Genomic DNA, 23,343 nt, shown 5'->3' with positions numbered 1-23,343 from the left:
AAAAGGAAGATCATGATGGAAACGAAACTCAAAGAGCGGCTGGAAGAGTCAATCGCCGCGAAAGAGGAGACACCCGCGGCACCGCTGCCGGAGGAGGAAGAGGCGCTGAAACGGGCGATGGAGGAGCTGAACCCGGACGACCGCAGCTCCGTCATCCGCTTCGGCACCGCCGCCCAGGCGAAACTGGACGAGATCTCCAACCGTATGATCGAGGGTGTCCAGAACAAGGATCTGGGCATCGCGGGCGAAGACCTCAACAGAATGGTAGCGGCGATCCGCGGTTTCGATATCGAGGCGCTCGATCCCAACAGGAAACGGAGCTGGTGGGATAGGCTGCTGGGCCGGGCCGAACCGCTGGCCACCTTCATCCAGCGCTACGAGGAGGTGCGGGACCAGATCGACCTGATCGCCGACAATCTCGAACGCCACAAGGCCACCCTGACCAAAGACGTCGTGGCGCTGGACAAACTCTACGAAGCCAACCTGGAGTATTTCCGCTCCCTGGAGCTCTATATCGAGGCGGGCGAGAGGAAGCTGAAAGAGCTGGAGGAGCGGATCATACCCGAATACGAAAAGAGAGCCGAAGAGGACGACATGCTGGCCGTGCAGGAGCTTCGGGAGATCCGAAGCTTCCGGGACGACCTGGAGCGGCGGGTCCACGACCTGCGCCTTTCCCGCCAGGTGGCGATGCAGGCGCTGCCGTCCATCCGCCTGATCCAGGAGAACGACAAGTCGCTGATCAACAAGATCAACTCCACCCTCGTCAACACCGTGCCGCTGTGGCGCAACCAGCTGGCCCAGACCATCACGATCTTCCGAAGCCACGACGCCGCGAAAGCGATCAAAGAGGCGGGCGACCTGACCAACGAACTGCTCGAGAAGAACGCCGAAGGACTGCGGGAGGCCAACCGGGAGGTCCGTACCCAGATGGAGCGGGGCGTTTTCGACATCGAAAGCGTCAAAAAGGCCAACCGCACCCTCATCGAAACCCTGAACGACTCGCTGAAAATCGCCGAAGAGGGCAAAAAGGCCCGCGCCGCCGCCCTCGAGGAGCTTCAGAAGACCGAGGCGGAGCTCAAAAACGCCCTGCTTCGCGTCCAGAGTGCCAGGAAAGAGGGCACGCCGCCCGAAAAGAGCGAAGCGTAGCTACCCGCAGCAGCGCTCCACCACGGCCCGCAGGCGGGCCACCTCCTCCCGGAGTCTGCGGATCTCATCGGCCAGATCGGCCTCCTTTTTCCAATCTTCGGCTGCCGGAAGCATGGTTTCATCTTCCTTCTCTTTCGGCCGATCACCGGGCGATTCACCCTCTTCGTCGAGAACCACGTAATTGACCTTCACCCCGTTCTCCTCCAGTGTCACCCCCTGCAGCTCGCCCCGCTGGATTCGTTTGATCACCTGATAGATGCTGACGCGGTTGAGTCTGGCGTACTCTTTGACGGAGATCTTTTTCATCTCTTCTCCCGAAAGTTTTTTGAAATTTTACACTGAAAACCGTCTCGAACATCTCCATAGAGGAAAAATCGAATGGCCGGCCGTCGGCTCGAACCGGGCTGAAACGGAAGAGAAAACAACCGTTTTCTCTCGAGTTTTCACGATTTTCGTCGATATTGTCGATAGAGTACTCGATAGTTTTGTAAAGCATCACTTGACACTTTATGATTTTTCCATTACAATTTCCGAAACGGCCCCAAAAGGAGTACGCCATGACGATCTACGATCTCAAGCCCGCTTTCTTGAATCTGTTGCGGCCTTTCGCGGCGCGTCTGGTCGAAAAGGGTCTCACGGCCAACCATGTCACCCTCGCCGCTTTGCTGCTCTCTCTGGCACAGGCCTCTCTCGTGGCGCTTACCCACGGTGCGCCCTGGAGCCTTTGGCTGATGCCTCTGACACTTTTTCTCCGCATGGCGCTCAACGCCGTCGACGGCATCATGGCCAAAGAGTTCGGCCAAAAAAGCGACCTGGGCGGTTATCTCAACGAGCTCTGCGACATTCTCAGCGACGCGGCGCTCTACCTGGCCATGGCTTTCGTCCCGGGTGTATCGCTCTGGAGCGTGGGCCTATTCACCTTCGCCGCGGTGGTGAGCGAGTATGCCGGCGTGCTGGCCTGGGCCATCGGCGGCGGCAGGCGTTATGATGGACCCTTCGGCAAGAGCGACCGCGCCTTCTTCCTGGGGCTCGTCGCCCTGCTGGCCGCCACGGGGATCGCGGGAGGCGACATCCTCTCCGCCCTCTTTTTCGCCGGGGCGCTGCTGGAGATTCCGACGACACTCAACCGCGTCAGAGGGGGTCTGCGATGAGTCCCGTCACGATACTGCTGCTTCTGGTCTTCGCCGCGCTGGCCTTCGCGACACTGATCGTCCGGCGCATGAAACGAAACCGGCCCGTGGAAGAGCTGGAAAACCGCATCCGGTCCTGGTGGATCATGGCCGCTCTCTTTTTCGGTCTCGTGCTTCTGGGCAAAGGGGGCGCCGTGGCGCTTTTCGCCGTCGTCAGCTACCTGGCCGTCAAGGAGTACTTCACGATGATCCCGATCCGGCGTGTGGATCGGCGCATCATCTTCTGGGCCTACCTCTCCATCCTGCCGCAATACGGGTGGGCCTACGCCGGCTGGTACGAGATGTTCATCATCTGGATACCGGTCTACACCTTTTTGCTGCTTCCTTTCAGGCAGGTGCTAACAGGAGAGACGAAAGGATTCGTCGAATCCACCGGCAAGGTGCAGTGGGGGCTGATGCTTTTTGTCTTCTCCATCAGCCACCTGGCCTTTCTGGCGACCCTGCCTCCCGCAGAGGGCGCCGGAAACGTCGGCGGCGTCGAAACGCTCCTCTATCTGGTCGTGCTCACCGAGCTCAACGACATCTACCAGTACCTTTTCGGCAAACGGTTCGGAAAGAGAAAGATCGTTCCGAAAGTGAGCCCCAACAAGACGGTCGAAGGGTTCCTGGGCGCGCTGACGGCCACGACGGCGACGGCTCTGGCGCTGACGTTCCTCACCCCCTTCACCCTGCCCGAGGCGCTGATGGCCGGTATGCTGATCGCTTCGGCGGGATTCGTGGGGGACGTGGTGGTCTCGATGATCAAGCGGGATGTGGGGATCAAGGATAGCGGCACCCTGATACCGGGCCACGGCGGGATTCTCGACCGTATCGACAGCCTCACCTACACGGCGCCGCTCTTTTTCCACTACCTCTACTATCTTCACTACTGAAAGGGGCGAATATGTGGATGAAACGGCTCTTTTTCGCCCTCTTCGTCAGGCCGCTGCTGCTTCTTGTCAGCGGCATCCGGGCCGAGGGGCTCGAACATCTCCCCACGGAGGGTCCCGCCATCGTCGTGGCCAACCACAACAGCCACCTCGACACCCTGGCGCTGATGGCCCTCTTCCCCCTCGCCCGCCTGCCGAAGGTCCGGCCCGTGGCGGCGCGGGACTACTTCTTCGCCACGCCCCTGCGGCGTTTCATCGCCGAAAATCTCGTCGGCATCCTGCCGCTGGATCGGCGAAACGTGAAAAGAGGCGGCGCCCACCCACTTCAGCCTCTGGCCGAGGCCCTGGACAGGGGAGAGATCCTGATCATCTTTCCCGAAGGGAGCCGCGGAGAGCCGGGGGAGCTCAAGCCCTTCAAAAGCGGCTTCGCCCATCTGGCGAAGATGCGCCCGGAAGTGCCCGTCGTGCCGGTAAAAATCACGGGTACCGACCGCTCCCTGCCCAGGGACGAGGCCCTCTGGGTCCCTTTCATTCTCGACATCGGGATTTCGGCGCCTCTGCGGTTTCACGGAAGCGTGAAAAGTTTCGTGGAAGAGGTCGAAACACTCTATAATAATCCAAAGGAGAATCCGTGAACCAGACACCCTCCCTCCGGACCGTAGACATCCACATGCACCTGCTCAGCAAAGAGGCGAAATTCACCCGCTTCTACGATCGTCTCGCCATCCGCTTCTTCGCCAGAAAGCTCGGGGCCGATCCGGCCGCCCTGCTGGCGCGTCCCCACGAAGCCTACCGCGACACGGTGATCCGCCGCGTCGGCGAGTCGAAACACATGGCCAAAACGGTCATCTTCGGCGTCGACGCGAAAGTCGACGAAAATGGAAGGGAGCTCCACCGCGACCCCACCGTCTGCGCCACCAACGAGGAGGTGTGGGATCTCCACACCCGCGCCCCCGACCTGATCGTCCCCTTCATGTCGGTCAATCCGCTCCGCCCCGACGCGATCGAACGGCTGGAGAGATACGCCGAAACGGGATTTAAAGGAATGAAGTTCCTGCAGAACTACTGGAACGTCGACACGCGCGAAAAGCGTTTTCGCCCCTTTTTCGAAAAGCTGGCCGAGCTGAAGCTGCCGATCATCGTCCATATCGGCAGCGAAAGCAGCGTCCACTCCCACAGGGCGTGCGAAAGGCTGGAGATGCTCGAAGGGCCGCTGGAGGCGGGCGTCACCACGATCGCCGCCCACATGGGCCTGGAGTACTCGCCCCTGCGGCTTCTGAAGGCCTTTTCGAAAAACCCGAAACACTTCGGAGACAACTACCACCGCCTCCTGAAGATGCTCGAAACGCACGACAACCTCTACGCCGACATCTCCGCCGTTCTCACACCGGTGCGCGCCAAGGCGCTGCCCCATCTGGCGCGCCAGGAGCGGATCCACGAGAAGCTCCTCTTCGGCACCGATTTCCCGGTTCCCTTCACGACGCTTTGGAACACCCACGATCTGCCCCTTGCGATGTGCCGGAGACTCTCGAAGATCGAGAACCCTTTCGACCGCTACATCGAGACGGTGCTGGCCTATTTCCCGCCGGAGAGTCCCCTCTGGAGCAACTGGAAAAAGGTGCTACCCGACATTCAGTGACGCCATCGCCTCCGGGTACCCCCGCGAAAGGGCGATACGGGCCGCCTCCTTGGCCACGGCCGCTTCCTCCAGCGCTTCCAGCGCCGGCAGTGTCGCCGGCGGCTTTGCCGCGTCGCAGAGCCCTTCGGCCGCCAGATCGGAAGCGATCGCCCGGGCCATGTCGGTCGCCGAGGAGACTTTGACGATCTCGCAGCGGGCGTACCGGGCGCGGGGGAAGGCCACCTCCGCCACCCGCAGTTCCGGGTCGTCTCCGGGAATCTGCTGGGCTCCGAAAAGGGGCGGTCCGCCCACTTCGGCTTCGGCGAAACCGGGAATGAAGTAGGCCAGAAAGTCGATGGCCCGGCGGGTGCGTTCGCAGATCACCTCCTCGGGCCACCCCTTTTCGATCCATTCGAGAAAGGTTTCGGGCAGCCGCGGCTGGCTGCTCTCTTCGGTGCTGGCCGCCAGACCGTTTTCGAAGAGGGTGATCTCCTTCGTCATGCCGTGCAGCTGCACGTAGCCGCCGGCGTAGGGGGTGAACTGTCCCATCCCCCTGGGGGTTCCCCGCTTCCCGTGAAAGATCACTTCGGGCCAGAACCTCTCCCGATCTCTCCACAGGCTCGTGTAGGCGGCCTTGAACTCCACCATCCGCTTTTCGCGGATCCCCAGCATGTCGTCGATACTCCCGGTCAGAAAACCCGCCGCGTTGATCAGATAGTCCGCCTCGCAGATGCCGCTTTCGCCTCCACGCCCGCGCCAGGCGAGCCGGTAGCCCCCGTGCGCCGGTTCGATGCCGGTGACCGAAGTCTCCAGCCGCAGATCGACCTCCTCCATCGCCTCCAGCGCCAGCTTCGCCCCGGCGGCGAGGCGGAACATGTTGAGGCCGTACTCCTGCACCAGAATCAGGGGAAACTTTACTTTCGAAACGTCCAGACGCTTCGCGGCAGGCACCATCCACGCCTCCGCGTTTTCGGGCGGTGAAGAAGCGAGGGGCCTTTCGGCCAGTTCGCGCAGCTTCGCCTCGTCGAAAAGCCGGAAATATCCCTCGGGCGGGCCCAGCACTTCGTTTGCGGGATCGGCCGCCACCAGCTTCGCGTATTCGTCCCGCAGCAGCGCCAGCCTGGGAAGCAGCGCCTCGGGACTCCCTTCGTCCCGGGTCGGCACGGCGATCACCGTGGGGCGCCGGTCGACGACGAAGGGGTAGAGCCGGGCGAACTCCACCGACTGACGCAAAAGCGCCACGCACTGATCGTCGGAGATCTCCCGGTAGAGGTTGCCCCCGGCGTGCAGATGACAGAAGGGCGGTCCCCCCACCAGGCTCGCACCCTTTTCGAAAAGCGTCACCCGCACCCCCAGCGTTCCCAGGGCCAGCGCCGCGGTCACACCCGCCACGCCTCCGCCCACGATCGCGACATGCCCCTTCTCCATCTCACGCCTCCACCATTTCGACAAGTTCCTCCATCCGCTCTATCACGGCGTCGGGCCCGTGCACGGCGATATCCTCGCCGTAGTTGTAGCCGTAACCCACCGCCACGCAGGGGATGTGTGCCGCTTTGGCGGCGAGAATGTCGTTTTTCGAATCTCCCACCATCAGGGCCTCCGCCGCAGAGGCACCCAGCCTTTCGCAGGCGTGCAGCAGCGGCAGGGGATCGGGCTTTTTGCGGGGCAGATCCTCTCCGCCCAGCGTCAGGTCGAAAAATCTTCCGATTTCCAGTTTTTCGAGAATGGGCGCCACGAAAGGCCCCGGTTTGTTGGTCACCACCGCCATCTTCAGGCCGAGAGCCTCCAGCCGCTCCAGCGTCTCCCGCACCCCCGGATAGAGCACCGTCGCGTCGCACAGCCGCTTTCGGTAGGAGGCCATGAAGATCGCCAGCGCCTCTTCGAAGAGTGTTTCCGAGAGGTTTTCGTCGATGTCACGGCTTCCGGAGAGGGCCCGCTTCACCAGCACTCCGGCGCCGTTGCCGACCCAGGCGCGCACCGTCGCCTCGTCGTAGGTTTCGCGCCCCAGCTTCGCCATCGTCTCGTTCACGGCCGCCGCCAGATCGGGGGCGCTGTCGATCAGCGTGCCGTCCAGATCGAAAAGTATGATCTCTCTGTTTTTGAATCTCACACGCAACCTTTGAAAAAAATTTCCGCTTTATACCATAATCGCAAAACCGCCTTCGAAAGATCCCGTGAGCCTCCTGGTAGACTATCGGCTTCCCGACTCTTTAAAGAGAGCCTCTTCGAACGCGGGAAGGGGCAGCGGCTTGCCGTAGAGGTATCCCTGGACGATCAGATCTTTTCCGCCGATTTCCCGCAGCGCCGTCTCCTGCTCCGGCTTTTCCACACCTTCCGCCACCACTTCGATCCCGAAATCCTTCGCCACGGAGATGATCGCCCGCACCAGCGCCTGGTCCGACGTATCGAAAAAGATATCCTCGATAAAGGAGCGGTCGATCTTGAGCGTACCGATGGGGAAATTCTTGAGATAGGCCAGGGAGGAGTACCCCGTGCCGAAATCGTCGAGCGCGATGGAGATTCCGAAAGCGTTGAGCCGACGCATCACGGAAGTGAGGGAGGTGTGATGCATCATCAGAAGGCTCTCCGTGATTTCGAACGTCAGCCGCTTCGGGGAGACGCCGTGGGCGGTCACCACCTGGATCACTTTCTGATCGAATCCGGGTTCCATGAATTCGATGGCGCTGCAGTTGATGGAGAGTTTCAGGCCCCGCAGAAGAGGGTCCTCCTCCCAGCGCCGCAGCGTCCGGCACGCTTCGTGCAGAATCCACTCGCCGATCGGAATGATCATCCGGCTCTCTTCGGCGAAAGGGATGAACTCTCCGGGAGAAATAACGCCTCTTTCGGCGTTGTTCCAGCGAATGAGCGCTTCGGCGCCCATCACCTTCCCTTCACCGTCCACCTGGGGCTGATAGACCAGAAAAAACTCCTCCTCTTCGATGCCCTGCCGTATCGACGTCTCCATCAGAAAACGGCGCTGCAGCTGCTCTTCGATCAGGGGATTGAAGAAGATGGCCCGTGATTTACCCTTGCGTTTGGCTTCGTACATGGCACTGTCGGCATAGCGCAGAATGTCATCGATATCCATCGCATGGTCGTGAAAGAGCGCGATCCCGATACTGGCGGTGATCTGGTAGACTTTCTGATCGACGATATGGCCGTAACTGACCGAGGCCAGAAGTTTGTCCGAGATCTTCTGCAAAATATCCACCGCCCGCTGCTGATCCTCTCCGATATTGTCCACGAGTATGACGAACTCGTCCCCCCCGAAACGGGCCAGCAGATCCTCCTCCCGCAGAATCGCCCGCAGCTTCTTGGCGATCAGTTGCAAAAGGGTGTCCCCCGCCTTGTGCCCGGCCGTGTCGTTGATCACTTTGAAATTGTCCAGATCGATGAAGATCACGGCCCCGTAGTTGTCGTGGCGTTTCGCGAACGCGACCGCTTTTTTGAGCTGTTCGATGAAGTAGAAACGGTTGTAGAGTCCGGTCAGCTCGTCATGGATCGCCTTGTAACTCGTCTCTTCGAAGATCCGTGTGTTCTGGGCCATGACGTAGTCGTAGCGCTTGGAGACCTCCAGAAGCAGGTTATGGAGGATCTGTTTTTTGATCTTCTCTCGCATGCTTCCTCTCTCCTACCGTTCGGCCATGCCCGTAAGCAGGGACGTTTCATTGAAAAACTGGATCGACGACTTGTGGGAATCGTGCCCGATCTCCCCGAAGGTGAAGAATCCGAAAAGGGGCGCATGGAGAAAGTTTCGGTAGATCCGGTTCTCCTCCTTATGCACTTTTTCGAGCACGTACTGCCGGGCGATGCAGGAGAAGTTGAAGAGAATTTCCGGATCGGGAAGCTGCTGCGCCAGAGCGGAGGCGCTTTTGACGTCGGCGTTGAGAAGCTGTTCCCCTTCGCCGTAGCTGAGCCGTATCTTCTGCCCCTCTTTGACCGGTCCGTAAAACTCCACCCACTCCTTTCCCTTTTCGCGGAAGGTCCGCAGCGTCAAAAGATTTTCGTCGCTCTCGTCGAGCACGACGACAGGCGTGTACCACAGATATTCCGGTGCGAAATCGTCGATTCCCCGCATCAGCCTTTCGATGGTATAGGCGAAGGACTGGTGGTTGTCCACCTGGTATATCCGGTATCCTTTCGCCTTCGTCACCGTATACTGCACCCCGACCGGCTCGAATCCCATGGCGATGGAGGTGGCCATCTCCACGTTGTGAAACGTCAGAATGACGAACCCGTCGCGGATCACTTCCCCTCTGCAGAACTGGTAGGTATAGACCTCGTCGCCCGACCTGAACCCCGAAGAGATCCCTCCCTGAAGATTTCCGGTGGGGACATCGTACCGTCCCAGTTTTTCGATGAAAAAAGCGAGTTGGGCGTTGCAAAGGCCCGCGATCATCAGATGGGAAGCCTCCGAGTGGTCCTGTAGGTAGCGCGCGGTCGTCTCGAGCGCCTCCAGTTTGCTGGAGGAGATACCGTCCTGGACGAAACACTCCACTCTTCCCTGGCGTTCGAAACGTATGAAAAGCGCCGTGATGCCGTGATGGACCACCTCTTCGTTGTCGAATGCGTCCGTCGCGTGAAACGCCAGATACTCTTCGGTATCGAATACCTGGACGATCGTTTCGTTGATGTCCCATACGGGATAGCGGCAGGAGACGCCGATCAGAATGAAATCGAAACGGTCCAGCTGCCGATCCGCCGCGTACTGGAGACGGATATCTTCCATCGCGTGCAGCAAAGAGGGGTGTTCGGAATGAAAAATCCTGCACACCAAAACTCACTCCTTCCCTCTTCCCGGCCGCTCGCTGCAGATCTCTCCATGACGGACGATACGTCCGGGCGTCAACAGTTTTATCTATTTTAACGAAGGAAAACCAAAGAGAGAATAAACCTCTCTATGCCAGAAATCCCATCGATTTGCCTTCGCCTTCGAAACTTCCGCCTTTCTCTTTCCTGATCTCGGCGACAAAATCCTCCACGGTAAAGAGCGGTTCCTCTTTCGCGGCGACACGATAGGCGGTGTTTTTGACGATCAGGTGGATCTGGCCGCCGGTCAGATCGTAGTCGGCCAGTTTCTCGACGCTGAAATCCTCTGCGTAGGGCGCGTTTTGCGGCAGCATCTTTTTCCAGAGTTCCATCCGCTGCTTTCTGTCGGGCTTTTTGAACCCGATCTTGTAGTTGAAACGGCGCGAAAAGGCGGTATCGAGGTTTTCGAGAAGATTCGTCGTCGCGATCAGCACCCCTTCGAAACGTTCGATCTGTTCCAGAAAGATGTTCTGCATCTGGTTGTGCATCTTGTCGGCACTGCTGCCAGGACCCGTACTGCGGCTGCTGAGAAACTGGTCGGCCTCGTTGAGCAGCAGCACCGGTTCGCTTTTGGATTTTTCGGCCAGTTCCCTGAACGTGTCGAAAATCCTGCGGACGTTCTTCTCGCTTTCGCCCACATACATCGAGAGAATCTTCGAACAGTCGAAACTGAGTACCTGTTTTTTCAGCGATTTGGCCAGAGAGAGGGCCGTCATCGTCTTGCCGGTACCCGGGGGACCGTAGAATATGATCCGAGCGTCGATACTCCGGGCTTTGGATCGGATACCCCACGCTTTGAGACGCTGGGCCACCTTTTTGTCCATCTGTTTCAGCAGACCGTCGAGAATCTCCCGGGTCGAGGGATGGAGCACGACATCGTCGAGTGTCGTTTTGGGGTCGATCAGTTCGAAAAGTTCCTGCTCCTTGACCAGCTGGCCCAGTTTGAGTTTCGTCGTCTTTTTCTTCTTCTGCGGATGGATGATGTCGTGGAGAATCTCTTCATTGATAAAAAAGGATCGTGTGATACCGCCGAAAGGATTGAGCATCTCGTCGTAGTCGATGATGTCGTCACTGACCAGTTTCGCCCCCTCTTCCAGCAGTGCGCGGTTTCTGAAACGGTCGTACTCGTCGAAACTGACCAGGTCGATCAGCGTGTTCATGTCCCGCAGGTTCCCCTCGCCACCTGCGTACTCCTCTTTCAGCAGGGCCAGAAATATCAGCTGCTCTTTGGGATCGAGCGCTTTCTCCCTGAAAAACTCCTCCACGACGATCGGCTCTTTCGTCACCGCCACACGCTCCTCGATCCGCTTCTCCAGCAGACCCAGTTTGTTCTGAAGCCGGCTGACGCTGGGGCTGGCGCTGTTGAAACTGTGCCGCGCCGATCCCATTTTGGTATAGAGATCGATCCGCAGAAACTGATCCTGCAGATACTCCAGATGGTCGGTATAGGGGGTCACTTCGGGCAGCATCAGGTCGAGATTGCCGTTTTCGAGAAGTTTGAGAAACGAGACGCTCAGACTCACGCTCGTATGGAGCAGCTCCAGCGAAGAGAGTTCGCCGAGTTTGATGGTATGAAAATTGTTCTGCATCAGCCAGCCGAGTTCGAAGAGGCTTTTGATCTTGTCCAGATGCATGATATGGCCGTAGGCTTCGTCGCCGTAGAGTTCCATCAGCAGGTCGATGACACCCACCTCATCGCTTCCCTCCACGTAGCGGCGGGCCATGACCCGGAGGATCTCAGCCTCCTCTTTCGAGCATTTGAGATGTTCGAAGATAGCCGCTTCGGTCACATTCTCTTTCTGTAAAAAATCTACGAGATATTTCATTCTTTCCCTGATATAGTAAAAATCGAAGTATGTATTGATTATAGCGAACGTGTCAAGGGAGCCGTTCAGCCCCTGGAGGCTGCGGCTTCCTCCTGAAGCTGCGCTTTGAGGATGCGTTTGAGCACTTTGCCCGTCGCGTTTTTGGGAAGTTCATCGAGAATGCGGATATCCCGCGGGAGTTTGAAGTTGGCCAGTTTCTCTTTCAGATAGCTTCGCAGCGCTTTGAGGTCGACCGTTTCGTTTTCGGCGGGTTCGACGAAAGCGACCGGAACTTCGCCGCTCTTTTCGTCCGGCATCCCTACGACGGCGGAAGCGCCGACACCCTCGAAAGCGTTGATCACCTCTTCGATTTCTCTGGGATAGATGTTGATCCCTCTGGAGATGATCAGGTCTTTCTTCCTGTCCACGATGAAAAGAAACCCCTCCTCGTCCAGATACCCCATGTCGCCGGTCAGAAGCCAGCCGTTGACGATGGTCTCGTCCGTCGCCGTCGGACGGTTCAGATAGCCCTGCATCACGTTGTCGCCCCGGACGATGATCTCGCCGATCTCGCCGGTAGGCAGTTCGATCATGTTGTCGTCGACGATCTTGATCTCCACGCCCGGCACCGCCGGACCGACGGAGAGGGGCTTCTGCTTCCAGGGCGGGTTGACCGAGACGACGGGCGAGCACTCGCTCAGGCCATACCCCTCCAGCAGTCTGGCTTTTTTGAATTTCGCCGTGAAGCGCTCGATCGTCGCTTCCGACAACGGTGCCGCCCCGCTGACGAAGTAGCGGATCTTCTGGAACCACATGAAATACCAGGGGAGTCTGGCACGGCTGAGGGCGTTGTAGACGTCCGGGACTCCCACGAACATCGTGACCCGTTTGAAGAGGATCTGCTTGATGATGTTGGAAAAGGGCATGATTTTGCGCACGATCACGTAACTGGCGCCGTAGTAGATCGGCATGATGACCGTCACCGTCAGCGTGAAGGCGTGAAACATCGGCAGATAGACGATGAAACGGTCTTTGTGGGTGAAGTCGGTGAGCTGACCGATCGCTTCGCAGTTGTGCATGATGTTGCGGTAGCTGAGCATGGCGCCTTTCGGATTGCCCGTGGTACCGGATGTGTAGATGATGACCGCCAGATCGTCGATACCGGGCAAATCGACATGCTCGTGGCTGTGCAGTATCTCGAAAATCTCGTCGAAACCGATGTTTTTGTTGTCCAGGGCTTCGTAATTTCCCTCCCAGACGACCCGCTCTATCTTCGTCGTCTCCCACAGAGGTTCGACGACATCTTTCTGCTCGGCAGAAGCCATCAGCATCCGCGCTTCGCAGTCGTTGAGGATATAGGCGACTTCGTCACTTTTGAGAAAGGTGTTGACGGGCACCGCCACGGCACCGAGTTTCGTGATGGCGAAAAGCGAGATGACGAACTCTTTGGAGTTCTGCATAAATATCGCGACCCTGTCGCCTCTTTTGATATCGGAAAGCTCCAGAAAGCGGGCCAGCGTATCGACTTTTTTCAGGAGTCTCTCGTAGGTGAGTTTCCCGTTTTCGACAAAAAGGGCCGGTCGTCGGGGCTTGCGCCTGGTATGGTGCGCAAGCATCTCGTAGAAATTCCGGTAGGGGTATTGCATCAGAACCTGTACCCTATGCCGACGGTCGCCAGATAGGCACCGCCTTTGTCGAACGTGCCGTCGATGCGGTTCTCGTTTTTGGCCGCGGAGACGTCACGGGAGTCTTTCTTGTCGTAAAGCAGCGCGAATCCCGCTTCCCACTGCTCGCCGATGCGGATCACCGAACCGACCGAAAAGATCTGGGCATCCGCGTCGGGAAGTTCGAAACCGATGGTCTTTTCCGGTATCGGCGTCTCGTCCCATGCGTAGCCAAAGAGCATATCCCACTTTTCGTCCACGTGCCACGTCAGGCCGATGCGGATCGTGTTGGTGTCGTCCCAGTCCTTGTCCTTGGCCCTTCCGAGCAGCGAATTTTCCACTCTCGCGTCGTCGAAGTTGAAGTCGAGATCTTCGTACTCGGACCAGAACGTCCGTTCATAGACCACCTCCAGCTTCACCCGGCCGAAGTCGTGGGAGGCCGCCAGAGCCAGCGTCGCGGGCAGCGGCACTTCCACGTCCGCGTCGGTATCGAACCACGCCGTGCCGACGGCGGGGCCGCCGCCCTTCGCCGTCCCCTCCACCGTCAGATCCACGTTGGAGCGGTAGGTGACGCTCAATATCGTCTCTTTCTGGGGCCGGAACGAAAGAGCCAGGTTGTAGCCGAAATCGAAAGAGTCCCCTTCCATATTCTGAGCGTAGAGAAACATTCCCTGGGCGTTCTCCCCGTAGGCACGGACCGTTCCGTCGGTATAGACCGCGCGGAAACCGGCACCGATACTCCACTGTTCGTTGAAGGTGTAGGAGACGGTGGGGTTGGCCTCGACGATCGCCAGAGTGAACTCTTCGGCCGTGGAGCGCTGGGGCTGTTCCTTCCACCGCTTCGACAGACCCCCGGGCGCCACGACGGAAAATCCGAAGCGCCAGTTGCCAAACTGCGGCCCTACGTAATGGAGTGTGGGAACCAGAAAATCTTCGCTTCTGGATTGCGCATCGGCCGGCATGCCGTAGGCACTTCCTTCGAAATTGACTTTCGGCAGATAGATCAGCGTCAGGGCGCCTTCGATCGCCTGCCTCTCGTCCATCCACCCCATGTTGGCCGGGTTGTAGTAGCTGGTATCCGCCGATACCGTGCCCGCCACATAGGCGGCACTGAGCCCGACCGACCGCGTCGACTGCTCGGGCAGCTTGTAGGCACTCGCCTGTGCCGAAACCGTCAGGACCGATACCGCCGCCGTCATCACCGCCCATCGTGATAATCTCTCTTTTTGCATCCCTTATCCTTGCGTCGATTTGTAGCAATGATATCCAATGGAGGATAAAGAAAAATATAAATTAACCGGAAACTTAAAGTTTTCATATTAGAATGTTTCAAATCCATTCACATAAGGAATGATCCATGCATCGTCGACACTTACTCACTCTGGTTCTGGCGGGTGTGATTCTGGCAGGCTGCGGAAGCGACACGTCAGACAACTACCACGAATCTGAAGCGCCGGGCGGCTACGTACTTTTCAACAGCGACGCCGGCAACATCCCCTATCCCAACGATATACTGATGGATCCGACAACAGGGAAGATCCATTTCGACACCAAACCCGAAGACGAAGATTACACCGTCAAATCCGCTCTCAACACACTCGACGGTTTTTCCACCACCTCTCCCGTCTCCGTGGGTATCAGCGGCGATCTGGACCCCGCTTCCCTGCAGGGACGTGTCATGATGATCGATATCGATCCCAACCATGGCATTCAGGCGCCCTCTTTCGTAGCCACGGCAAACGACAAAAAGATCGCGATCGTACCGACCGCTCCGCTGCAGGAGGCAAACCGCTATCTTGTCGTACTGCTCAAAGGCATCACCGATACGAACGGGAAAGATTTCGAACCCGACTACGCCACCTCCCTGATTTTGGGAACCACACCGCTGATCGACGCCCAGGGCAATCCTACCGTGGTCCTCGACAGCGACCCAGCCGTGAATCTCGAAAAAGCGAAGAAACTGGAGGCGGTCCGGCAGCATACGCAACAGCTCATCGCAGCTTCGCAGATTCCGGCCGACCAGATTCTCGATATCTGGAGCTTCAGGACACAATCGATCGGGAAAGTGGCCGAGGCGATTGCAGAAAACGGTGCCAACGACGCCTATCTCGGACTGCAGGACACCAAAGCGACATCAAAAGAGATGCTGATGGGATTCTATGCCGCGGCGGGTGAGTACGAAAAAGTGTCCGAACTGAACGCGACGATGCTTGGAAACGCCGAAGTCTATGCAGGCGTGCTCGCAAACATTCCCTACTACCTTGGTATCCCCACACAAGACAATCCAACGCCGCCTCTGACCGACTCTTTCAGATTCGAGAACGGCAGCGACATGCCAACGGAAACCGGCAGACTCACGATCCCGGTCCTCGCCGCGATTCCCAGTGAAGCATCGGGGTGCAAACAGCCCGAAAGCGGCTGGCCGGTCGCCATCTTCCAGCACGGCATCACGCGCAACCGTCTCGATGTACTGGCCATCTCGGAAGCCTTCGCCCGCATCTGCTACGCCGTCGTCGGTATCGACCTGCCCCTTCACGGCATTTTCAATCCTGACAATCCTCTCTATGACAAAGATCATGAAAGAACCTTCAATCTCGACTTCCTGACCCAGGACGAGAACGAAACCATACTGGCCAAAAAACCCGATGGCAAACCCGACACCTCGGGGATCCACTACATGAATCTGACCAGCCTCCTGACGGTACGTGACAACATCCGCCAGAGTACCTCCGACTACATCGCCCTCCAAAACGCCATCATGACCTACCAGGAAGATGCATGGGGCAACCGTTTCGATCCCGATCACATCGCCTATGTCGGCCACTCTCTGGGCACCATCGCCCCCTTCGGATTCTTCGCCTATCAGGATGTAGCGAACCTTTCGTTCGACAGCGTTTTGCTCTCGGTACCCGGTGGCGGCATCACCGATATCATGGTCCACTCCGAAACCTTCGGTGAAACGGTCGTCAACGGCATGAAAGAGGCGGGACTCGAACCGGGCTCCGACGCCTTCAACGCCTTCCTCAACGCGATGCAGACCGTCCTGGACGACGCCGACCCCCTCAACTACGCGACGCTGGCGGCCGAAAAACAGAAGTTCCTGATCCATATGGTCAAAGATGACGACGTCATCCCCAATACGGTCCCTACGGCTCCGATGGCCGGAGGCGTCTACATCGCCAAACTGATGGGAGCCAAAGACATTACCTCCTATTTCCTGGCAGGAGAGACGGCCAAACGCATCTATCCTGGTGAAAAAGAGGATATCTACACTTTCTTCCAGCGCGGCAACCACCGCTCACTCTTCATCCCCGACTACGACCTCGAAACGACGATCGAGATGCAGACACAGATGGATTCGTTCCTCGCCTCCCGGGGCGCGGTGATCGACGCCAATCTCTCCCGAATCGTCCAGTGACGGTTCAACTCTCCATCAGATCGTAAAGGGCGCGGATCTCCTGCGCCCAGATCGAATCGTCGATCGTCTCCAGTACCAGCGGAATGTCGTCCATCCTCGGATCGTTCATGATGAAGCGGAACGTATCCCATCCCAGTTCGCCGCAACCGAGGGAGTGGTGACGGTCGACACGGCTTCCCAGGGGCGGTTTGGAGTCGTTGATATGCATACCCCGCAGATACTCGAATCCAACGATCTCGTCGAACCTCTTCATCGTCTCTTCATAGGCTTCCTCGGTCCGCAGATCGTAGCCGGCCGTGAAAGTGTGACAGGTGTCCAGACAGACACCGACACGGCTCTTGTCTTCGGTCTTGTCGATCAGATAGGCCAGATGCTCGAACCTGTATCCCAGGTTGCTCCCCTGTCCCGCCGTATTCTCGATGACCAGCGTCACCCCTTCGGTCTCGTTCAGTGTGATGTTCATCGCCTCGGCGATTCTGTCCAGACACGCCTCTTCGCTCAGTTTCTTGAGGTGGCTTCCGGGGTGGAAGTTGAGCTTGTCCAGCCCCAACTGTTCGCACCGCTTCACCTCGTCGATGAAGGCATCCAGACTCTTTTGTCTCTTCTCCTCTTCGGGATGCCCCAGGTTGATCAGATAGCTGTCGTGGGGCAGGACGTGTTTCGGATCGATCCCGCTGGCTTTCAGATTGGTCTTGAATTTTTCGATCGTCTCCTCATCGAGAGGCTTGGCTTTCCACTGGCGCTGGTTCTTCGTAAAGAGTGCGAAAGCCCTGGCACCGATCGCCTTGGCGTTGAGCGGGGCGTTGAACACGCCGCCGGAAGCTGAAACATGGGCGCCGACATATTTCATATGTCACCTCCCATGGTTTTCACCGATTTCACTTTACCCGCTTTCGGCGTGCGTTCAGCACCCCGACGCGGTATATCATGGGCGCCGACATATTTTCTGTTCTGTGACATTTTTATGGTATCTCCGTAATCTTTATAAGTATACGATTCAAACGGTCCCTGAATTTCGCCGACCGCGAATCGAAAACGTAGATTATATCGAATCGTCCCGTCTCTTCGATGCGCTGTACGAAACGCCCCGCCTCCTCTTCGAGCCCTTCGCCGCCGAAGATCGGCTTTTTGGAAAAGATCGCCGCCAGCGTGCCTCTGGGATACTCCGCATGCAGGTATTTTCTATAAAACTCCTGTTCTCCCATACAGGCGTTGCCGACACAGACCCTTTTGCCGACCGTCATTTCGAATGCCGCTTTGCCCGAGACATAGATCTGGAGCTTGATGCGATCCTTTCCGCGGTAGACGAACCCCTGATCGGCATACCTGAGCGTGGGTGTCTTGAAAACGATGAGAGCCGGTTCGGGCTTCTCGTAGATTTTGGAGGCGCACCCTCCCATCAAAAGCGTCAGAAACACTAGCGAAACAAAGGTTCTTACGGAAATTTTCAATTTTTCTCCTTGACGCTCATAATTTTATAATAATTTAAGATAAATTCACTATAATTTCACCCACAAACCGTTGATGGCCCCTTCATCTAGCGGTCCAGGATGCAAGGTTTTCATCCTTGTCACAGGGGTTCGAGTCCCCTAGGGGTCACCACGTTTTCTTCCTCATTACCACCTCCTAATTTCCATGCACTTTTTCTGATACACCAAGCAAATCGATAATTTTTTTGCGCATGCGCGGTGCATGCGTTCCATGCCAGTAGACCTTTTGGCATTTCGGACACCGCCAGAACCCGTCGAGCCATCGGTAGGTCTCTTTCGGTATCTTCGAAAGACAGCGCCGTTTGTCGCAGGGAACCATGGGGCGGTTGCAGCAAAGAGAACGGTGAAACGGGTGGGCGTAGCGCGCCAGATGAAACATCGCGCTCAGACGCCGCACCTGTCTGCCCGCATCCTCGCAAGAGAGCACGACGATCGAGCCCGGAAGCCTCTCCTGCAGCCGCCTGTCGCAGGTGATCCCGATACGCCCGAACCGGCACATCCCCAGCAGCTCGTCGTCGGTGATATCGTTGCGGTAGACCGTATCGAATCCCAACAGACGCAGATATTTGGCGACTTTGGCCAGATGGACGTCGCAGACGAAGCGGGGCGGTCTACCCCATCGGATACATAATCGCTTCATGTACACCGTCGCAGGCTCTGATGATCTCGTCGTCGAGTGTGACATCGAGGGCAGCCAGTGTCTCGTCGAGCTGTTTCACCGATGTCGCACCGATGATCGAGGAAGCGACGAAGTCGTGTCGGATGCTCCAGGCGATTGCCAGTGTCGTCACGCTCATACCGGCCAGTTCGGCGATCTCCATATAGAGTGCCGTCGCTTCCAGGGTTTTGTCGTTGAGATATCTCCGTGCCTGGTCGCGGACGCGGGGATTTTTGTCGCGCAGGTATTTCGTGAAGCGGGCATCGGGCGGGAAAAAATCCCCGTTGTATTTCCCCGTCAGCACCCCGCCCGCCAGCGGGGCGTAGGGAAGCAGCGAGATCTTTTCCTGCCGGCAGACCGTGGCCAGTTCGTCCATGAAACGGCGGTTGAGGAGCGAAAAGTTGTTCTGGATCGATTCGAACCGCGCCAATCCCATATAGCGGCTCGCCTCGTTGGCTTTCGTCAGGCCGTAGGCGGTGTCGTTGGAGGTGCCGATGTATCGGACTTTGCCGCTTTGCACAAGTCTGTCGAACGCTTCCAGGCTCTCTTCGATCGGCACGACCGTGTCGGGCCAGTGCATCTGATAAAGATCGATATAGTCGGTTTTCAGGCGCTTGAGACTCCCTTCCACCGCCCGCTCGATATGAAAACGGTCGATGGCCGTCAGTCCGTGGCGTATCGGCGGCACGAACCAGCCGCTGGCCGCACCGGCCACTTTCGTCGCCAATATGACCGAATCTCTCGGTTTCGTCGCCAGCCACTCCCCGACGATCTCCTCCGTCACACCGGCCCACGACTTCCTGGGCGGAACCGGATAGAGTTCGGCGGTATCGTAGAAATTGATCCCTCTTTCGTAGGCCCGATCCATGATCGCGAAGGAGGTGTTTTTGTCGCAAAACGATCCGAAGGTCATCGTCCCCATGCAAATGGGTGAAACCCTCAGACCGCTCCGGCCGATGTATCGGTATCTCATGATTTTTATCCTATTTAAATCTGTTAATGTTCCGTTGATTTTCGGTTCAAACGAAAAGCGTACCATGCCATCTTTACAAACCAACCGGAGAGATCACGTGGAATGGATATATATGACATTTGAAGGCGCCGCCGTTACGCTCGCTTCCTATATCGTGCTCTCCGGTATTTTTCTCTCCCTGACGAAACTGCGAAGGAGATAGGAAACGCTTTCGGAAACCTTCGTGCCTTTCCAAAGAGGTTTCAGCCCCTATACCCTTTCGCCCAGCCACTTCATGAACGAATCGATCGACATCGGTTTGCTGAAGTAGTACCCTTGGGCCAGATCGCATCCGAACTTCTTCAAAAAGGCCAGCTGGGTCTCGTTTTCGACACCTTCGGCCACCGTTTTCATACCGAAATGGGCCGCGATATCGATGATGGTGCGGGTCAGTACCTCGTCGTTGGGATTGATGCCGATATCCTCGACGAATCCCCGGTCGATCTTCAGGGTCTTGATGGAGAGATTCTTCAGATAGGCCAGTGACGAATAGCCGGTCCCGAAATCGTCGATACTGAACCTGAAACCCATTCTGCGGAGTTCCTGGAGTTTATCGTTGGTCTCCTTGAAGTTTTCGATGAAGACAGACTCGGTCATTTCCAGTTCGATGCGTGAAGGATCGATCTCCCCCTTTTTCGCCATGGTCTTGACCATTTCGATGAAGTCGCTCCGGACGAACTCTTTGATACTGACATTGACGGCGATATAGTCCAGGGGAAGTTGTGCGCTCTCCTGTGCCACACGCCGCAACACCCACTGGCCCAGTTCGTGGATCAGCCCGCTCTCCTCCGCCAGGGGGATGAAGATCCCCGGCGAGACAAGCCCCCGTTTGGGGTGCTCCCATCGCAAAAGCGCTTCGGCACCGACACATTTTCCCGTGGATATCTCGATCTGCGGCTGATACAGAAGTGTCAACTGGTTTCTTTCGATGGCGTTGTGCAGATCCTGCATCAGCTCCGTTTTGCGCACCGTACTCTTCTCGAGCTTGCTGTCGAAGAGCCGGACACCGTTCTTTCCGGCCGATTTGGCCTCGTACATCGCCACGTCCGCCTCTTTGAGCAGATCGAAGAAGTCCCGATCGTAGGTAAAGAGGGTAATGCCGATACTGACGCTGAAGTGGAGTTTGCGCCCTTTGATCGCAAAGGGCCTCGCCACCTCTTCACGAATTTTTCTGGCGACGATTTCGCTCTTCATCGCCGCCTCTTCGGCATCCCCCTCGATATCGGAGAGCAGGATCACAAACTCGTCGCCTCCGAGTCTCGCGACGATATCCCCCGTTCTCATCAGATTGGTCAGGCGTTTGGCGAGCTGCTGCAGCAGATAGTCGCCCACGTCGTGTCCCATCGAATCGTTGATCTGCTTGAAGTTGTCCAGATCCAGAAAGAGCAGGGCGTTGGTGGTACCGTTGCGCTCGGCCCGCAGCATCGCGATCTTGACATGCTCGAAAAGCAGTTTCCGCCGCGGCAGGCCGGTCAGTTCGTCGTAGTAGGCCAGATAGTCCGCACGCTCTCTGGCGATCCTCTCCTTCGTGACGTTGCGGCCGTAGAGGTTGACCCGCTCCTCGTCGAGCGCCACGATATCGAACTGATAGACCGTCTCCTCGTAACGAAGATCGATACTTTTGTGCTCTCCGCTGCACACCTTCTCCAAAAAGCCCTCCCATCTCTCGGGCTCCTTCTTCTCCAGACCCACATGGATCAGCCGCGCCGCGTCGTTTTCGATCAGAATGGCATGGGAGTAGCAGGAGAGCTGCATGACGGGATTGGGGTTTTGGATGTAAAACTGTGCGAAGGACTCGATCTGCCGCTTGTGCTCCAGCTCCTGGGAGATATCCTCGACGATGCCGATCGCCCCGACCAGACGGTTTTTGGAGTCCTTCAGTGCCGTCGTTTTGATGCGGATATAGACATCGATGTCGCTGGTGGTCGTATGGTAGGCACCCTCGTAGTAGCCGTCCTCGAGGCCGTTGTAGTCGATCGGCATCCGGATGGCCGGAATGATCCGTCTGTCCTTGAGCCTTTCGAGATTGAACCCTATCAGTTTCTCCCGGCTCGATCCGAAAAGCTGCACGAAGTGCTGGTTGACGTTGACGATGTTGAAATCCTTGTCGTAGAAGAATACCCCGACCGGAACGTTGTCGAAAATCAGCTCGATCTCGGCCCTGTGGGCTTTGAGAGCGCGGATCCAGTGCTCGTTCTCCCGTCTTAGAACCAGTGCGTCGACGATCGTCCTGTGGATCCGGCTGGAGCTGGAGACGAGAAAGGCGAGATAGATGAGCACCATCACTCCCATCATCACTTCGATGGCCCGGGGGCTGATCAGAAGCCACAGCGCCGTTCCGCCCAGGGTGATCAGCACATAGGTGATGGCGGTGATCCGTTCGGACGAGAGCGTGGAGATGGATCCCGATGCCATCCCTCCCATGACGAAGGCCATCAGAAAGTCGTAGGCGATCCCGTGTTTGCCGAGAAAATACCACAGACCGCTCACCCATATCACGGCACTGGCGAACATCCCGATCCACTGCAGCACCTCCGCCCGTACCACCGGCATCTCGTCCTGGTGCGATTTGTAGTAGAGATAGATCCCGAGACGATAGAGCATCGCCGCGACGATCATTCCGTACCATATCACCGCGTTTTTTCCAGATTTCGGCCAGTAGACCACCAGTACGACGAGACCCGCCATGATATTGACGATGATGCTGAAGGGGATGGAGTCGTAGACCATATCGACCAGGTCGCGGCGGACCTGCGGTTCGTATCGATCCATGTTACGACTCCCTCTGCATGATGGCGACCGCTTCGCCTATGATGTGCATCTCCGACGCCTCGGCGTGGATAGCCGGATAGGCCGGATTGAGAGAGATGCAGAGCCATCCCTCCCCGTTTTTACGCTCGACCTGTTTGATGAAAAGCTCTTCACCGATTCTAAGTACATAGATCCCTCCGCTGCGCACCTGCTGCCTGCTGCGATCGACGGCGATCAGATCTCCGTCGTGCAGAAGCGGCTCCATCGAATCGCCGCGCACCTCCAGAGCATCGATGTTTTTGAGATACTTCCGTCCACCCAGGAGCCGGACCAGCGCTTCGTCGATACGGATCGTCTCGTAACCCTCCTCCCAGTTGATCGCACCGCTGCCCGCGGAGGCGTTGATCTGCCTGAAATAGCGGATCGTCGCGACCTTCTCGGTACTCTCTTCCAGCGATCTGGGCGCCTGGTCGTAAAGAAGCCAGTTGATGCTGATCTTCCGGCGGGCACAGAAATCGGCCACCTGGGCGAGGGGAATCGATCCCCGCTTCTTCAGTACGGCGAAATAGGCGGGCGCGATTCCCAGCGCTTCGGCGATATCCTTGTCCAGCACCCTGCGGTTTCCCACTTCGGCACTCAAAATATCCTTGAGACGGCCAAGTACTTCATCGAAAGAGAGCATGTTCACTTCTTTAGAAATTGATATTTTTTGTATCAATCATACCATATCGGCCTACAATAGTTACTAAAAACCGAATCACAAAGGAGGATACCGTGATCATCCATCTCGATCTCGACTGTTTCTTCGCCTCCTGCGAACGTCTGCTCGATCCAAACCTCGAAGAGAGGCCGATCGCCGTGGGAGGGCGGGGAGACCCTTTCATTTTCGACAGAAAAACGAAACACAACATAG

20 protein-coding genes, 1 tRNA gene and 1 pseudogene are annotated in these 23,343 nt (G+C 57.4%); 8 read left to right on the top strand and 14 right to left on the bottom strand.

The genetic code is table 11. From position 1 onward, the window contains the following. On the top strand, positions 1-1,146 hold a 1,146-nt coding region (locus Q1K23_RS00110), incomplete at its 5' end, for a toxic anion resistance protein (protein ID WP_300360808.1). On the opposite strand, the gene Q1K23_RS00105 is transcribed toward Q1K23_RS00110, so the two are convergent. After that, positions 1,147-1,452 (bottom strand): hypothetical protein, encoded by a 306-nt coding sequence (locus tag Q1K23_RS00105; RefSeq protein WP_300360805.1) that lies wholly within the window; start codon positions 1,450-1,452, stop codon positions 1,147-1,149. Between the two features lie 251 nt (positions 1,453-1,703). On the opposite strand from Q1K23_RS00105, the gene Q1K23_RS00100 reads away from it, so the two are divergent. From Q1K23_RS00100 to Q1K23_RS00085, 4 genes are read left to right on the top strand one after another with little or no spacing between them, the layout of a single operon-like run. Then, complete coding sequence (locus tag Q1K23_RS00100; protein ID WP_300360802.1) at positions 1,704-2,297, top strand: CDP-alcohol phosphatidyltransferase family protein; 594 nt, start codon at positions 1,704-1,706, stop codon at positions 2,295-2,297. After that, positions 2,294-3,208, top strand: a complete 915-nt coding sequence (locus Q1K23_RS00095; protein ID WP_300360799.1) for a phosphatidate cytidylyltransferase — start codon at positions 2,294-2,296, stop codon at positions 3,206-3,208. Before Q1K23_RS00100 ends, Q1K23_RS00095 begins: the two co-directional genes overlap by 4 nt. Before the next feature lie 11 nt (positions 3,209-3,219). Then, complete coding sequence (locus Q1K23_RS00090) at positions 3,220-3,840, top strand: lysophospholipid acyltransferase family protein (protein WP_300360797.1); 621 nt, start codon at positions 3,220-3,222, stop codon at positions 3,838-3,840. After that, positions 3,837-4,844, top strand: coding sequence for an amidohydrolase family protein (locus Q1K23_RS00085; RefSeq protein WP_300360795.1), 1,008 nt, complete (start codon positions 3,837-3,839; stop codon positions 4,842-4,844). Before Q1K23_RS00090 ends, Q1K23_RS00085 begins: the two co-directional genes overlap by 4 nt. Here Q1K23_RS00085 and Q1K23_RS00080 read toward each other — a convergent pair. The 7 genes from Q1K23_RS00080 to Q1K23_RS00050 form a co-directional block, all read right to left on the bottom strand. Next, positions 4,827-6,275 (bottom strand): FAD-dependent oxidoreductase, encoded by a 1,449-nt coding sequence (locus Q1K23_RS00080; protein WP_300360793.1) that lies wholly within the window; start codon positions 6,273-6,275, stop codon positions 4,827-4,829. The genes Q1K23_RS00085 and Q1K23_RS00080 overlap by 18 nt on opposite strands. Continuing rightward, a complete protein-coding gene (locus Q1K23_RS00075) occupies positions 6,253-6,933 on the bottom strand; it encodes a phosphoglycolate phosphatase (protein ID WP_300360791.1) in 681 nt (226 codons plus the stop codon). Before Q1K23_RS00075 ends, Q1K23_RS00080 begins: the two co-directional genes overlap by 23 nt. Positions 6,934-7,014: 81 nt before the next feature. Then, positions 7,015-8,442, bottom strand: a complete 1,428-nt coding sequence (locus Q1K23_RS00070; RefSeq protein ID WP_300360789.1) for an EAL domain-containing protein — start codon at positions 8,440-8,442, stop codon at positions 7,015-7,017. A gap of 12 nt (positions 8,443-8,454) precedes the next feature. Continuing rightward, on the bottom strand, positions 8,455-9,597 hold the full coding sequence (locus Q1K23_RS00065) for an FIST C-terminal domain-containing protein (protein ID WP_300360786.1): 1,143 nt from the start codon (positions 9,595-9,597) through the stop codon (positions 8,455-8,457). A gap of 124 nt (positions 9,598-9,721) precedes the next feature. After that, on the bottom strand, positions 9,722-11,458 hold the full coding sequence (locus Q1K23_RS00060; protein ID WP_300360784.1) for an ATP-binding protein: 1,737 nt from the start codon (positions 11,456-11,458) through the stop codon (positions 9,722-9,724). Between the two features lie 65 nt (positions 11,459-11,523). Continuing rightward, entirely contained in the window at positions 11,524-13,083 is a 1,560-nt protein-coding gene (locus tag Q1K23_RS00055; RefSeq protein WP_300360781.1) for a fatty acid--CoA ligase, read from the bottom strand. Further along, complete coding sequence (locus Q1K23_RS00050) at positions 13,083-14,333, bottom strand: outer membrane protein transport protein (RefSeq protein ID WP_300360778.1); 1,251 nt, start codon at positions 14,331-14,333, stop codon at positions 13,083-13,085. The genes Q1K23_RS00055 and Q1K23_RS00050 overlap by 1 nt, the downstream gene beginning before the upstream one ends. A 125-nt stretch (positions 14,334-14,458) precedes the next feature. On the opposite strand from Q1K23_RS00050, the gene Q1K23_RS00045 reads away from it, so the two are divergent. After that, positions 14,459-16,519 carry an Ig-like domain-containing protein gene (locus Q1K23_RS00045; RefSeq protein ID WP_300360775.1) on the top strand — a complete coding sequence of 687 codons (2,061 nt, stop codon included), beginning with the start codon at positions 14,459-14,461 and terminating at the stop codon, positions 16,517-16,519. A gap of 4 nt (positions 16,520-16,523) precedes the next feature. On the opposite strand, the gene nfo is transcribed toward Q1K23_RS00045, so the two are convergent. Both nfo and Q1K23_RS00035 read right to left on the bottom strand, forming a co-directional pair. Beyond that, on the bottom strand, positions 16,524-17,369 hold the full coding sequence (nfo, locus tag Q1K23_RS00040) for a deoxyribonuclease IV (protein ID WP_300360773.1): 846 nt from the start codon (positions 17,367-17,369) through the stop codon (positions 16,524-16,526). Between the two features lie 112 nt (positions 17,370-17,481). Next, on the bottom strand, positions 17,482-17,970 hold the full coding sequence (locus Q1K23_RS00035; RefSeq protein WP_300360772.1) for a hypothetical protein: 489 nt from the start codon (positions 17,968-17,970) through the stop codon (positions 17,482-17,484). A 75-nt stretch (positions 17,971-18,045) separates the two neighbouring features. Between Q1K23_RS00035 and Q1K23_RS00030 the strand changes: the two genes are divergently transcribed. Further along, positions 18,046-18,121 (top strand) — tRNA-Glu (locus Q1K23_RS00030). A 24-nt stretch (positions 18,122-18,145) separates the two neighbouring features. Here Q1K23_RS00030 and Q1K23_RS00025 read toward each other — a convergent pair. From Q1K23_RS00025 to Q1K23_RS00010, 4 genes are all read right to left on the bottom strand, one after another. After that, a complete protein-coding gene (locus tag Q1K23_RS00025) occupies positions 18,146-18,649 on the bottom strand; it encodes a Mut7-C RNAse domain-containing protein (RefSeq protein ID WP_300360770.1) in 504 nt (167 codons plus the stop codon). Further along, the gene (locus tag Q1K23_RS00020; protein WP_300360767.1) at positions 18,621-19,640 is read right to left on the bottom strand and encodes an aldo/keto reductase; all 1,020 of its coding nucleotides are present in this window, start codon (positions 19,638-19,640) and stop codon (positions 18,621-18,623) included. Before Q1K23_RS00020 ends, Q1K23_RS00025 begins: the two co-directional genes overlap by 29 nt. 249 nt (positions 19,641-19,889) lie before the next feature. Continuing rightward, positions 19,890-22,451, bottom strand: coding sequence for a GGDEF and EAL domain-containing protein (locus Q1K23_RS00015; RefSeq protein WP_300360765.1), 2,562 nt, complete (start codon positions 22,449-22,451; stop codon positions 19,890-19,892). A gap of 1 nt (position 22,452) precedes the next feature. Beyond that, complete coding sequence (locus Q1K23_RS00010; RefSeq protein ID WP_300360762.1) at positions 22,453-23,112, bottom strand: S24 family peptidase; 660 nt, start codon at positions 23,110-23,112, stop codon at positions 22,453-22,455. A 92-nt stretch (positions 23,113-23,204) separates the two neighbouring features. Between Q1K23_RS00010 and Q1K23_RS00005 the strand changes: the two are divergent. Continuing rightward, positions 23,205-23,343: pseudogene (locus Q1K23_RS00005) on the top strand (DNA polymerase IV); the annotation flags it as partial.

It is taken from the genome of Hydrogenimonas sp., from assembly GCF_029933015.1.
Lineage (GTDB): Bacteria > Campylobacterota > Campylobacteria > Campylobacterales > Hydrogenimonadaceae > Hydrogenimonas.
The sequence above is the reverse complement of the archived record's forward strand: the minus strand, read 5'-3'. Positions and strand labels throughout refer to the sequence as shown.

Coding starts and splice junctions, on each gene's coding strand:
- Q1K23_RS00105 (WP_300360805.1), bottom strand. CDS start 1,452: ATGAAAAAGATCTCCGTCAAAGAGTACGCCAGACTCAACCGCGTCAGC.
- Q1K23_RS00100 (WP_300360802.1), top strand. CDS start 1,704: ATGACGATCTACGATCTCAAGCCCGCTTTCTTGAATCTGTTGCGGCCT.
- Q1K23_RS00095 (WP_300360799.1), top strand. CDS start 2,294: ATGAGTCCCGTCACGATACTGCTGCTTCTGGTCTTCGCCGCGCTGGCC.
- Q1K23_RS00090 (WP_300360797.1), top strand. CDS start 3,220: ATGTGGATGAAACGGCTCTTTTTCGCCCTCTTCGTCAGGCCGCTGCTG.
- Q1K23_RS00070 (WP_300360789.1), bottom strand. CDS start 8,442: ATGCGAGAGAAGATCAAAAAACAGATCCTCCATAACCTGCTTCTGGAG.
- Q1K23_RS00060 (WP_300360784.1), bottom strand. CDS start 11,458: ATGAAATATCTCGTAGATTTTTTACAGAAAGAGAATGTGACCGAAGCG.
- Q1K23_RS00055 (WP_300360781.1), bottom strand. CDS start 13,083: ATGCAATACCCCTACCGGAATTTCTACGAGATGCTTGCGCACCATACC.
- Q1K23_RS00050 (WP_300360778.1), bottom strand. CDS start 14,333: ATGCAAAAAGAGAGATTATCACGATGGGCGGTGATGACGGCGGCGGTA.
- Q1K23_RS00045 (WP_300360775.1), top strand. CDS start 14,459: ATGCATCGTCGACACTTACTCACTCTGGTTCTGGCGGGTGTGATTCTG.
- nfo (WP_300360773.1), bottom strand. CDS start 17,369: ATGAAATATGTCGGCGCCCATGTTTCAGCTTCCGGCGGCGTGTTCAAC.
- Q1K23_RS00025 (WP_300360770.1), bottom strand. CDS start 18,649: ATGAAGCGATTATGTATCCGATGGGGTAGACCGCCCCGCTTCGTCTGC.
- Q1K23_RS00020 (WP_300360767.1), bottom strand. CDS start 19,640: ATGAGATACCGATACATCGGCCGGAGCGGTCTGAGGGTTTCACCCATT.
- Q1K23_RS00015 (WP_300360765.1), bottom strand. CDS start 22,451: ATGGATCGATACGAACCGCAGGTCCGCCGCGACCTGGTCGATATGGTC.
- Q1K23_RS00010 (WP_300360762.1), bottom strand. CDS start 23,112: ATGCTCTCTTTCGATGAAGTACTTGGCCGTCTCAAGGATATTTTGAGT.